An 11,874-nucleotide genomic window follows, 5' to 3' on the forward strand; every position below is an offset into this window, starting at 1 on the left:
CCCCTTTGTCTCACCCGCCCCCCTGTCTCACGCCCCCCTCCGTCTCGCCAGGCTAGAGCGCGTCGGCGCGCAGCGCCTCCACGAGGTTCATCGCGTGCGTCTTCCTGAGCGCGTAGATGGCGCTCGCGGCGAGGACGGCCACCACCAGGGCAAACGCCACGGCGATGTGCGCCCAGGGCACCGCGGGCGTGATCCCGCTCACGGAGAGCGACATCGCCTGCCACAGGAAGAGCTCCACGACGAGCGAGAGCAAGGCGCCGAGCGCGAGCCCGCGCAGCGCGTAATCGGCGCACTCCACGAGGATCATCCGCCGGAACGCGCGCTCGCCCATGCCGGCGGAGCGCAGCGCGGCGAACTCGCGCGCGCGCAGCATCATGCCCGAGGCGATGGTGTTGAAGACGTTGGCCACCGCGATGAGGGCGAGAATGGCGGCGAAGCAGTACAGGAAGACGCGCACCGTGAACGACACCGCGCGGGCGTCGCGCTGGACGGCGGCGAGGTTGGTGGTCCCGAGCGACTCCACGCCGGGCAGGCCGGTCGCGACGTCGGTCATCCCCCTCAGCGCCTGGGAGGCGTCGGCACCCTCGGCGAGGCGCGCGTAGAAGTTCGCCCAGGTCGTCTGGCGACCCTGGCGGAGCGCGTCGAGGGCGCTCGCGGACGCGCGGACCGCCCGGGCGGGCATCACGAGCGTGGGGAACTGCGCGCGCATCTGCGCCGCCGCCACGGGAAAGTCCCTCCCGAGGTCGTCGGGGACCACGGTCGTGGGAACCTCCGCGACGACGCTCGCGACCTCGCTCACGGGGAGCTCGATACCCTCGGCGCCGTCCGACTCCGAGAGCGGCGGGTAGTAGGCGCTCGCCTCGTCGATCCCCCAGGAGACGAGGGGGTCGTCATAGCCCTCCCTGCCCTCGAGGACGAGGAGCTCGACGGTGCCCGTCGTTCCGGCGGCCAGCGCCTGGCGCGTGCCGTAGCGAACCCCGTCGTTCACGTCCACGGTTCCGACGAGCAGGGCGGAGAGGCGCGCGGGGTCGGCCGCCTCGGGGGAGACGTGCCCTGCCTCCGCGAGCGCGCGCCAGGTGGCGTCGTCGACGAGGTGCACGTTCGCGGTGGCGATCCCGTCCGCGGCGACGGCGAGGCTGCCCGCGAGCTCCCCGCCCGCGTCCGCGGACGCGTTCCAGCCGAGAAGCCCTCCCGAGAGGCGCACGGTCGTCGACGACTCGCAGACGTAGGCGGCGCCCTCGACGCCGTCGAGCGCGGCGATTCCCTCGAGCACCTCGTCCGCCCCGTCGAGGACTGCGGAGCGCTCGGGGGCCTCCAGCGCGTCGGACTCGTCGGCGGCCACGAGCTCGAGGTCGAAGCCGGTCACGGTGAAGGGGCTCGCGCCCGACGCGCCCGAGAGCATGTCTCCCGTCACGCCCGCCGTCACGAGCAGCGCCACCGAGACGGCGAGGGAGACCACGGCCACGCGCGCCTTGCCCGCGCTGGCGGCGAGCGTGCGCCGCGCGAGAAACGCCGGGACGCCGCCGAGGCGCGCTGCGAGCCCGCGCGGCCTGCTGCCGTCCTCCGAGAAGTCGTCCATGGCACGGCGACGGCGCGAGAAGGCGCGGTGCAGCCGCCTGCCCGGCCGGACGTCGCGCGAGCCGCGGATGGCGTCGACGGCGGAGACGCGTCCCGCGCGGAGCGCCGGCACCGCGGCGCTCACGAGCAGCGTCGCGGAGGCGAGAAGCACCGTGAGCCAGAGGCACCACGGGCGCACGACGAGCGTCACGGCGGTGTCGGTTCCCACGATGCGCGCCCAGCCGGTGCCGGTGACGGCGAAGGCGGCCGCGGCGCCCGCGATTCCGAGCGCCACGCCGAGCGGTATACCCACGAGCCCGAGCGCCCCCGCCTCCACGAGGACGGCGCCCCTCAGCTGGCGCCGTGAGGCGCCGAGCGAGGAGAGCAGGCCGAACTGGCGCGTGCGCTCCGAGACGGAGATGGTGAAGGCGTTCGAGATGAGGCTCACGGCGGCGACGACGATCACCGTCGCGAGCGTGGCCGCGAACATGCCGAGGCTGTCGAAGACGCGCCGGTCTCCCGTGAGCCCCTCGTAGACGAGAAGGCCGCCGTTCAGGACCGTGGGCCGTGCGCCCGCGGCGGGGCGCACGGTATTCACGAGGGAAGTGAGCTCCTCGTAGCTCGCGCAGCTTGTCGAGAAGTACGCGTCGGTGCGCGTCGAGGCGGCGCCGCCCGTGTCGCCCGCGCTCACGTAGGCCACGGTGCCCGGGAGTGACCAGTCGGGCTCGACAAACCCGACGACGGTGTAGGAGCGCGGCGCAGAGACGCCATCGAGGGTCTCGGCGATCTGGACGGGCTCGACGTTGGGGGTGCCGTCGGGGTCGGTCCCCTCGATGACGCTCTGGTACATCACTCCGGTCTCCGCGCCGACCTCCTGGCTGGTGCCGTCCTCGAAGTGGGCGACGCGCCTGCCGAGGGAGAGCGTGACCGTGGAGCCCACCTCGATCGGCCCGTCCGACGACACGCCCGCCTCCGTGCCGGGGAGCTCCGAGGCGCCCTCGGCGAGCTCAGCCCCCATGAGGCCGGAGTCAAGGGCGATCTCGCCGTCTCGCTCGGGAAGTCGTCCCTCCGCGACGGCGGGGGAGGACAGGACCTCGTAGTCGAGGTCGCCCCTGGCGCGGGCCGTGCCGCCCTGCTCCTCGGGGAGCGTCAGCACCGAGAGGTAGGTGCCCCGGCGCTCCGCGTCCTCGGCGGAGAAGGGCGCGGCCCCGAGGTCCCGTCGAAGGGCGAGCCGGTCGAGCAGATCGCCGGCGGCGTCGCGCAGGGCCTGGAGCTCGCCGTCGTCGGTCTCCCTGAACTCCACCTGCCAGACGCCGCCGCTCTCGCGGCTCTGGTTGGCGAGGCCGTTCTGGAGGCTCGTCACGCTCGTGAGCACGGCCATGAGCAGTCCCGTGGCGAGCGCGATGCCCGCCACGGTGACGGCGGTCCGCACCCGGTTGGCCGCGAGCGAGCGCAGCGTGTACCTCACGAACACGGACCGTGCAAAGGGGACACGTGCAAAGGGGACAGGCACTTTTGCACGGTCCCGTGCAAAAGTGCCTGTCCCCTTTGCACGGTCCCCCTCCGCATGCCTTGCGGGCAGGTGCTTGGCCGCCATGGCTACCTCACCCTCGTGTCGGAGGCGATGCGACCGTCCTCGAGCGCGATCACGCGGTCGGCGGAGAGGGCGATGTCCTCGTCGTGCGTGATCACGACGAGCGTCTGGCCGAGGTCCCGGTTGGACGCGCGCAGGAGCGCCATGATCTCTGCGGAGTTGCGGGAGTCGAGGTTGCCGGTCGGCTCGTCGGCGAGCACGACCGCCGGCGCGTTCATGAGCGCGCGGCCGATGGCCACGCGCTGCTGCTGGCCGCCCGAGAGCTGGTTGGGGAGGTGGTGCTCGCGCCCCTCGAGCCCGAGCGCGCGGAGCATCCCCTCGAGGCGCCCCTCGTTCACCGCGCGCCCGTCCATGAGGACCGGAAGGCACATGTTCTCCACCACGTCCAGAACGGGGACGAGGTTGTAGAACTGGTACACGAGGCCCACCTCGCGCCGGCGGAAGACCGCGAGCTGCTCGTCCGTGCGCCGGAAGACGTCCTCCCCGTTCAGGAGCACCGTGCCGGACGTGGGCCGGTCCACGCCGCCCATCATGTGCAGCAGGGTCGACTTGCCCGAGCCCGAGCTTCCGATGATGGCCACGAACTCGCCGGCGGCGACGGAGAAGCTCACGTCGTCGAGGGCGGTGACGGCCGTGTCGCCGCTCCCGTATGTCTTGGTGAGGTGCTCCACCTGCAGGATGTCCATCGTCCCTCCTCGTTCTTGTCGTCAATTCTATGATGGGGGAGCGCCCCGCACGGCACGTGTCGCGCAGGTGACGGATTCGTCACCCGCCCGCTTGCGCCGCGAAGGCCGCTCGGGGCCGAACATCAAATCTCTCCGCGGATTTTTGGCTCTTTTGGGCTCTCCAGAAGGCCGGAAACGGCCAAAAATCCGCGGAGAGATTTGATATCCGAGAAGTGCCGGCGAGAAGGACCGGCGAGAAGTGCCGGCGAGAGGGACGCCCGGCGCGCGGGCGACCCTACACCGTTGCCCTGAAGAAGACGATGTCGAAGCGCGCCCCGCCGCCGGGCGCGTTACCGGCGCGGATGGAGCCGCCCTGCGCCGCCACGAGGCTGCGCGCCAGCGCGAGGCCGATGCCCACGCCGGCGGGGTCGACCTCGGAGCCGGCCGCCGCGGCCGCCGCGCCCGGCGCGGGGGCGCCGCGATAGAAGCGCTCGAACACGTGCGGGAGGTCGCGCTCGGGGATGCCGGGGCCCGTGTCCTCGACGCGCAGGCGGAAGGCGAGCGCGTCCTCCGTGCAGCTCACGCGCACCTCGCCGCCGGAGGGCGTGTGCTCGAGGCAGTTCTTGAGGACGTTCTCGAGCGCCTCGGCGGTCCAGGCGAGGTCCCCCTCGAAGCCGGCGCCCGGGCGCACGTCGCGCACGAGCGCCACGTCCGCGAGGTCGAAGGCAACGGCGAGCGGCTCGGCGGCGCGCCTGACGAGCTCCGCGCCGTCCACGCGGGTCCGTGCGAGCCTCACCACGCCCGCGTCGATGCGGGCGAGCTTGAGCAGGGACGAGACGAGCCACTCCACGCGGTCCTCGAGCCGCTCCATCGTGCGCAGCCGCGCGACCTCCGCCTCGTGCCCGCCCGCGGCGGCAAGCCGGCCGCGCACGAGCGACGTCATGAGGCCGAGCGAGGTGAGCGGGGTCTTGAGCTGGTGCGATACGTCGGCCAGCGCGTCGGCGAGCGCGTTCTTCTCACGCTCGAGGTCCTCGGCGGCGAGGGTGAGCCTGCTCGTCATCTTGTCGAGCTCGGAGGCGAGGATCGCGAGCTCGCCCTCGCGCATGCGCTCGAAGCTCACGTCGCGCCCGCCGTGCAGCGCCTCGTCCACCTGCTCCGCGAGCCGGGCGAGCGCACGGTAGCGGGCCCTGGTCGCGAGGAGCAGGACGACGAGCAGCGCCGCCGTCGCGCACCCGACGCAGGCCGCCGCGCCGGCGCCCGCGACGAGCCAGGACGCGAGCGCGCATGCAGCCCCCACGGCGAGGAACGCCGCGACGGTCCGGAACACCTCGCGGTTCCTGCCGATCACGCGGCGCCCTCCCCGCCGGCCCGGTACCCCAGGCCGCGGACGGTGACGATGAGCTGCGGGTCGGACGGGTCGTCCTCGAGCTTGTCGCGCAGGCGCTTGATGTAGACGGAGAGCGTGTTCTCCTCCACGTAGGCGCCCGCGTCGTCCCAGAGCGCCTCGCGCATCATGTCGCGCGTGACCAGCCGGCCCGCGTTCTTGGCAAAGAGGAGCAGCAGCCGGTACTCGAGCGCGGAGAGCGTGACCTCCTGGCCGTCCAGCTCAACGTGCGCGCGGTCGGGGTCGATGCTCACCCGGCCGAGGCGCAGCACCGTCCGCTCGGGGTGCGCGCGGCGGATGGCGGCGTGGATGCGGGCCACGAGCTCGCGCGGGCGGAAGGGCTTGGCAACGTAGTCGTCCGCCCCCATGGAGAGGCCCGTCACGGTGTTGAGCTCGTCGTCCGCGGCGGTGAGGAAGATCACCGGCACGTCCGGCGTCGCGGTCTTGATGGCGTTGCAGACGGCAAATCCGTTGCCCTCCGCGAGCGTGAGGTCCACGAGGGCGAGGGCGTAGCCCGCGCCGGGCCGGCAAGCGAGCTCGACGGCTCCCGCCTGGGTGGGGGAGGAGTCGACGACGAAGCCCTCGTTGGCCAGAAGCTCCGAGAGGCCCTCCACGATGAGCTGGTCGTCCTCCGCGAGAAGTATGCGCTGCATGGCACTCCCTTCGTCCCCTCCGAGTATAGGGTGGCGACGCTGCGTCCTCGCGTGACGGTTTCGTCACGTGCCTCCGCCGTGCCACCGGCACGACCGTCCGTGAACGGTATGTTTCCTGCCGGTTAGCGGTCGGAAACTATGTGGGAATCGTGGAGGCCGCCCAGATGTTGCACGCGCAACATGTCCGGGGTTCCTGCAAGCGTAAGGGGGAAACATGAACGGAATCGTCATCGTGCTCGTCGCGGCCGTGGTCCTGGTCGCCGGGTACCTGCTCTACGGCCGCTGGCTCGCGCGCACGTGGGGCATCGACGCCGAGGCCATCACGCCCGCGCGTCGCATGGAGGACGGGAAGAACTTCTCGCCCGCCTCGTGCTTCACGGCCTTCTCGCACCAGTTCAGCTCCATCTGCGGCGCCGGCCCCGTCACGGGCACCATCGCCGCGATGATGTTCGGCTGGCTGCCGGTGCTGCTGTGGGTCCTCGTGGGCGGCATCTTCTTCGGCGCCGTGCACGACTTCGGCGCGCTCTACGCCTCGATGCGCAACAACGGCAAGTCGCTCGCCCAGCTCATCGAGAAGTACATCGGCCACACCGGCCGCCGTCTGTTCCTGATCTTCTCCTGGCTCTTCACGATCATCGTGATCGCCGCCTTCGTCGACATGGTCGCGGGCACGTTCAAGGCGACCTTCGCCGCCGCGGGCGCCGTCGACGCCGCCGTCTCCTATGCGGGCGGCGCGGCCGGCACCATCTCGATCCTCTTCACCTTCGTGGCCATCGCCTTCGGCTGGATCAACCGCCGCTTCGGCCTCACCGGGTGGAAGGAGCTCCTGCTCGCCGTGGTCCTCTTCGTGGCGATGTTCGCCGTGGGCATGCAGTTCCCGGTCTACCTGGACAAGAACGGCTGGTTCGCCGTCATCATGGTCTACCTGCTCTTTGCCGCGGCCATGCCCATCCAGACGCTCAAGCAGCCGCGTGACTACCTCACCTCCATCATGATGCTCGTCATGATCGTGTGCGCCGTCATCGGCGTCTTCGTGCTCGGCGCGGGCGGCCAGGCCACCATGACCGCCCCGATGGTCGCCGACCTCGACGCCCTCGCGGCCAAGGGCAGCTACGTCTTCCCGCTGCTCTTCGTCTCCGTGGCGTGCGGCGCGCTCTCCGGCTTCCACAGCCTCGTCTCCACCAACACCTCCTCCAAGCAGGTGTCGAGCGAGAAGGACGCGCTGCCCGTGGGCTACGGCGCCATGGTGCTCGAGTCCTTCGTGGGCGTGCTCGCCATCGTCTTCGCGGCGATCATGTTCTCCGACCTCAACACCGCCGGCACGGGCCTGCTCAACAACGGCGCCGCGGCGACCCCGTTCCAGATCTTCTCGCAGGGCGTCGCGCGCGGCATGACGGCCTTCGGCGTGGACTCCACGCTCGCCACCGTCTTCATGACGATGTGCGTCTCCGCGCTCGCGCTCACGTCCGTCGACGCCGTGGCGCGCATCGGTCGCCTCTCCTTCCAGGAGTTCTTCGCCAAGAGCAACGACGCGGCCGAGGAGGCCGGCGCGGGCGCCGAGGGCGCGGCCAAGTTCTTCTCCAACACCTGGGTGGCCACCGTGCTCACGCTGGCGCTGGGCCTCGCCCTCGCCTTCGGCGGCTACAACAACATCTGGCCGCTCTTCGGCGCGTCCAACCAGCTGCTCGGCGGCATGACGATGATCATGCTCGCGGTCTTCTGCAAGTGCACCGGCCGCAAGGGCTTCATGCTCTACGTGCCCGTTGCCTTCCTGCTGGTGAGCACCTTCACCTCGCTCGTCCAGAGCATCATCGGCTGCGTGAGCGCGCTCTCCGCGAGCGGCGCGGCCGTGATCGCCACCTCGGGCCTGCAGCTCGTCTTCGCGATCCTGCTCGTGGTGCTCGGCCTCATCGTGGCATACAACTGCCTGCGCGAGCTCTTCACCAAGAGCGCGGGCTCCCTGCCCGACGAGGAGCCCGAGTGGTCCGAGCTCGGCCGGAGGAACTGCGGCGAGTAGCGCCCGTCGCTCGCCCTCCCGTGGCCCCGTCGTCCCTGGGACGGCGGGGCCTTTCTCGTGGCGGCCCCGCCTCTGGCCCCGTTGCGCCGCGGGGTCCAGCGCAAGGCCGCGAGGAGAAGGATTCGCACGGGGCCGGGCCCTGCCGCGCTGCGGGATTCGGGGTCGTGGCAGCCTGCGGCGGGGGAGCGCTGCGAGATCCGGGCTCATGGCAGCGATTGCCCTGCCATGAGCCCGGATTCCGCAACGGAGGCCGAGAGAGCCGCAGGTCGCCGTTCTTCTCGCCTGCCATAACCCCCAACGGCGCAACGCCGCGGGCCGAGGAATTGCCACGACCCCCGATTCCGCAGCGGCCGGGCGACCGCAGGGCGAGAGGGGCCCGCGACCGCCGGGCGAGAAGGACCCGCGACCGCCCGGCCCTTCCCGCCGCGCGCGGGCGCTACTGGATCCCGGGAACGCTCGGGATCGTGGCGAAGCCGGCCTCGAGCTCCTCGTCGGTAGGCACGTGGTCCTCCATCTCGCCTCGGTTGAACTTGTCGTAGGCGACCATGTCAAAGTATCCCGTGCCCGTGAGGCCAAAGAGGATGGTCTTGGCCTCGCCGGTCTCGCGGCACCTCTCGGCCTCGCGCATGGCGGCGAGAATGGCGTGCGCGCTCTCGGGCGCCGGCAGGATCGTCTCCAGCTTGGCGAACCTCTCGCCCGCCTCGAAGACGTCGGTCTGGCGCACCGCCACCGCCTCGAGGTAGCCGTCGTGCTTGAGCTTGGACACGATCGGGCTCATGCCGTGGTAGCGCAGACCGCCCGCGTGGTCGGGGCTGGGGATGAAGCCGTTTCCGAGCGTGTACATCTTGCACAGCGGGCAGGTCTGGCCCGTGTCCGCGAAGTCGTAGGCGTAGCGGCCGCGCGTGAGCGAGGGGCAGCTCGCGGGCTCCACCGCGACAAAGCGCGTGCCGGGTCGCTCACCGCGCAGCTTGTCGCGCATGAAGGGGGCGATGAGACCGCCGAGGTTGGAGCCGCCGCCCGCGCAGCCGATCACGATGTCGGGGTACTCGCCGATCGCGCGCAGCGCCTCGTAGCTCTCGAGGCCGATGACGCTCTGGTGCAGCACCACCTGGTTGAGGACGCTGCCGAGCTGGTAGCGGCCGCGGTTCTCGGGCACGTGCAGCGCGCGCTCGACGGCCTCGGAGATGGCGGTGCCGAGCGATCCTGTGGAGTCCGGGTGCGCGGCGAGGATGCGCCGGCCCGCCTCGGTCGTCTCGCTGGGAGACGGCGTTACCGTGGCGCCGAAGGTCTCCATGATGTTGCGACGGAACGGCTTCTGCTCGTAGGAGCACCTGACCATAAAGACGTCGAGGTCAAGGCCGTAGTGCGCCGCAGCCTCGGCGAGCGCGGTGCCCCACTGGCCGGCGCCCGTCTCGGTGGTGATGTTGGTGAGGCCCTGCGCCGCGGCGTAGTAGGCCTGCGCGAGCGCGGAGTTCAGCTTGTGCGAGCCGCTCGTGTTGTTGCCCTCGAACTTGTAGTAGATGTGCGCGGGCGTGCCCAGCGCGCGCTCGAGGTTGTACGCGCGGCAGAGCGGGCTCGGCCGGTAGACCTTGTACATCTCGCGGACCGGCTCGGGAATCTCGAAGTAGGCGGTGTCGTCGTCGAGCTCCTGGTCGATAAGGGCGTCGGCAAAGACGGGGGCGAGGTCGGCGTGGGTGGCCACGGCGCCCGTCGGCAGGCGCATGGGCTCGGGCTTCTCGGGCATGTCGGCGCGCAGGTTGTACCAGGCGGTCGGGATCTGCTGCTCGCTGAGGTAGGTGCGGTAGGGGGTGGTGCCGGTCATGACGCGCTCCTTTCGTGGTTGCTCTTCGCGGCGCACAAGAAAAGGGCCCCCGGAACTGAGTCCGAGGGCCCTTATGCATGCGCGAGTGGCCTCGTCAGTCCGAGAGGGGAGTCGTCCTTGTCCACCACCACGCGCGAGCGCCAGCGAGCTGCTGGGCGCCGAGAAGTGCGATGTGCGCGAGGCGGGTCATGGGTCTCGTCCTTTCGGTGACGGTTGAGGGCAGCTTACCCGGCCGGTGTTTCGCGCGTGTTGCCGGCTGGAAACAAGTCGGCCGCCGTGACGTCGCGCGCGGGCCGGCGCAGGAGGGCCCGGGCGGCGCGCTCGTCGGGGTACGCGCGGGCGAGAAGGACGTGGAACCGCTCGTTGTGGCTGGGCTCCAAAAGGTGCGTGAGCTCATGGGCCACGACGTAGTCCAGGCAGGCGGGCGGGTAGGCGGCAAGTCGGACGTTGATGCGGATGCGCCCCGTCCCGGGCGTGCAGGAGCCCCAGCGCGTGGACATCGCGCGCAGCTGCCAGCCGGAGGCACGGGCGCCCACGGCCGCCTCCATGCGCGCGACGACCGCGGGCAGGCGGCGGGCGAGCTCGGCCCGGTAGACCTCGTCGGGGGCGGTGCCCTCGGGGAGCGGGGCGAGCCGGCCCCAGAGGGGGATGAGCCCGTCTTCGGGCGTGGCCTCGGCAGCATGTGCCAGGCGCCGGGCGACGTGCCGGCGGAGCCACTCGGCGTGCCCGTCGAGGAAGCGCTGGGCCTCGGCGAGCGTGACGCGCGGCGGGACGGAGAGATGCGCGGTGCCGTCCGCGCGCACGCGCAGGTTGAGCCGGCGCACGCGCCTGCGCTCGACCTCGACGGCGACGCCGTGCGGTCCGCCCGCGAGGAGCGTCCGCTTTGTCAGGTTCCTCTCCATGCGGGCATTGTAGCGTGCCCGGGCGGGGCCGGTCTCATGACGGACGTCCCCGTCGCCTCTGTCGGTCCTCCCTCGTCGAGCTTAATTGCTATTTATTTTGTGGCATTTATGGGGAGGGAGGGGAACGGGGCCCCGGAGCACGTAGGCTCGAGGGAGGAACACGAGAAGGGAGACGGACCATGTCCAGCAACGACATTCGGGTGACGCACGGCGACGTCGCCGCAACGACGAGCCCCGAGGCCCAGGCGGAGGTCGAGCGCGCCCGCCTCGAGCTCATGGCGGAGCTCTGCTCCCTCGGGTCCACGATGACGTCCGCGATGGACGCCGCCCCGGGCTTCGTCCCCTGCGGGCACGCCTTCGGGGAGCTCGTCGAGGGCCTCTGCGCCGCGACGGGGTCCGATGACGAGCGCGAGCTCGCGGCCGCCGGGACGTCCGCGCGCGCCCGCGCCGAGCACGTGAGCGAGCACCGCGGCGTCGCGCTGGGAGCGGCGGTGTTCCCCATGCTCGACGACGCGCGCGCCGCGCTGCTGTTCGCCACGATCCGGGGCATCGCCGCGGACGCCCGGCGCGCGGCGCGCGTCGGGAGGTCGGACGACGGCGTCAACGCGCTGCTCGCCAACGCGCTCTCGGCGCTCGGGGCCGGGACGGTCGACGACGACCTCCTGGTCAGGGCCGGCCGTGCGGCGTACGCCGCTGGGGCGCTCGTGGGCACGGCCCGCTAGCGGGGCGAGGAGGGGGCGCTGCCCCCTCCCATCGCCAGGGTGATGGTGAGGGTGGCCCCGTCGAGGCGGGCGGAGAGGGACATCCCCTGGGCCTCGGCGAGCTTCGCGGCGACGGAGAGGCCGAGGCCCGAGCCCACCGTGGCGCGCGAGGCGTCGGCCTGGTAGAACCGCTCGAAGAGGCGGTCGGCGTCGATGGCGGAGGGGTCAGCAACGGGGTTGGAGAACTCAACGGCGACGCCGTCCTTCTCGCCATCCCTCTCACCCGCCGCCCGCGCGCGCACCGAGAGCGGCCCCGAGCCGTGCCGGAGGGCGTTGGCCACGAGGTTCTCCGCGATGCGCGAGAGCGCCTCGGCGTCGGCCTCCACCATGACGTCCCCGCAGGTCAGCTCGGGCTCCCAGCCGCGCCTCTCGAACTCGGGGTAATGGCCGAGAAGGGCCTGCTCGAGCACCGGGCGCAGGGCGACCGGCCCCAGCTCGAGCGGGGTGTCCGGGTCCGCCGCGCGGGCGTACGAGAAGAGCTCGTCCAGAAGGCCCGTCATCGCCGCCAGCCTCGCGTCG

The 11,874-nt window shown here is 71.7% G+C and carries 9 protein-coding genes; 2 read left to right on the forward strand and 7 right to left on the reverse strand.

Annotated features, from left to right (window positions below; translation table 11 throughout):
- Window positions 1-52: 52 nt before the first annotated feature.
- The 4 genes from E0L17_RS10695 to E0L17_RS10710 form a co-directional block, all read right to left on the reverse strand.
- Window positions 53-3,025 (reverse strand): ABC transporter permease, encoded by a 2,973-nt coding sequence (locus E0L17_RS10695; RefSeq protein ID WP_167931212.1) that lies wholly within the window; start codon window positions 3,023-3,025, stop codon window positions 53-55.
- A gap of 131 nt (window positions 3,026-3,156) precedes the next feature.
- On the reverse strand, window positions 3,157-3,837 hold the full coding sequence (locus E0L17_RS10700) for an ABC transporter ATP-binding protein (RefSeq protein ID WP_167931213.1): 681 nt from the start codon (window positions 3,835-3,837) through the stop codon (window positions 3,157-3,159).
- Window positions 3,838-4,111: 274 nt separating this feature from the next.
- Window positions 4,112-5,164: a sensor histidine kinase gene (locus tag E0L17_RS10705; RefSeq protein ID WP_353652982.1), complete on the reverse strand. Its 1,053-nt coding sequence runs from the start codon at window positions 5,162-5,164 to the stop codon at window positions 4,112-4,114.
- Complete coding sequence (locus E0L17_RS10710) at window positions 5,161-5,853, reverse strand: response regulator transcription factor (protein WP_167931214.1); 693 nt, start codon at window positions 5,851-5,853, stop codon at window positions 5,161-5,163. The genes E0L17_RS10705 and E0L17_RS10710 overlap by 4 nt, the downstream gene beginning before the upstream one ends.
- Before the next feature lie 214 nt (window positions 5,854-6,067).
- Between E0L17_RS10710 and E0L17_RS10715 the strand changes: the two genes are divergently transcribed.
- The gene (locus E0L17_RS10715; RefSeq protein WP_167931215.1) at window positions 6,068-7,870 is read left to right on the forward strand and encodes a carbon starvation CstA family protein; all 1,803 of its coding nucleotides are present in this window, start codon (window positions 6,068-6,070) and stop codon (window positions 7,868-7,870) included.
- 436 nt (window positions 7,871-8,306) lie between these two features.
- Here E0L17_RS10715 and E0L17_RS10720 read toward each other — a convergent pair whose 3' ends face one another.
- Both E0L17_RS10720 and E0L17_RS10725 read right to left on the reverse strand, forming a co-directional pair.
- Complete coding sequence (locus tag E0L17_RS10720; protein WP_167931216.1) at window positions 8,307-9,692, reverse strand: TrpB-like pyridoxal phosphate-dependent enzyme; 1,386 nt, start codon at window positions 9,690-9,692, stop codon at window positions 8,307-8,309.
- Window positions 9,693-9,916: 224 nt separating this feature from the next.
- Window positions 9,917-10,594, reverse strand: a complete 678-nt coding sequence (locus tag E0L17_RS10725) for a M48 family metallopeptidase (protein ID WP_167931217.1) — start codon at window positions 10,592-10,594, stop codon at window positions 9,917-9,919.
- Window positions 10,595-10,773: 179 nt separating this feature from the next.
- On the opposite strand from E0L17_RS10725, the gene E0L17_RS10730 reads away from it, so the two are divergent.
- On the forward strand, window positions 10,774-11,316 hold the full coding sequence (locus E0L17_RS10730) for a hypothetical protein (RefSeq protein ID WP_167931218.1): 543 nt from the start codon (window positions 10,774-10,776) through the stop codon (window positions 11,314-11,316).
- Here the strand turns inward: E0L17_RS10730 and E0L17_RS10735 are convergent.
- On the reverse strand, window positions 11,313-11,874 hold a 562-nt coding region (locus E0L17_RS10735; RefSeq protein WP_206109132.1), incomplete at its 5' end, for a sensor histidine kinase. The two genes, E0L17_RS10730 and E0L17_RS10735, sit on opposite strands and share 4 nt — an antisense overlap.

This window comes from Olsenella sp. SW781, from assembly GCF_012027725.1.
Taxonomy (GTDB): Bacteria; Actinomycetota; Coriobacteriia; order Coriobacteriales; family Atopobiaceae; genus Thermophilibacter.

Excerpts from the sequence above, each read along its gene's own strand:
- E0L17_RS10725 (WP_167931217.1), bottom strand. The coding sequence starts at position 10,594 with ATGGAGAGGAACCTGACAAAGCGGACGCTCCTCGCGGGCGGACCGCAC.
- E0L17_RS10720 (WP_167931216.1), bottom strand. The coding sequence starts at position 9,692 with ATGACCGGCACCACCCCCTACCGCACCTACCTCAGCGAGCAGCAGATC.
- E0L17_RS10730 (WP_167931218.1), top strand. The coding sequence starts at position 10,774 with ATGTCCAGCAACGACATTCGGGTGACGCACGGCGACGTCGCCGCAACG.
- E0L17_RS10715 (WP_167931215.1), top strand. The coding sequence starts at position 6,068 with ATGAACGGAATCGTCATCGTGCTCGTCGCGGCCGTGGTCCTGGTCGCC.
- E0L17_RS10700 (WP_167931213.1), bottom strand. The coding sequence starts at position 3,837 with ATGGACATCCTGCAGGTGGAGCACCTCACCAAGACATACGGGAGCGGC.
- E0L17_RS10710 (WP_167931214.1), bottom strand. The coding sequence starts at position 5,853 with ATGCAGCGCATACTTCTCGCGGAGGACGACCAGCTCATCGTGGAGGGC.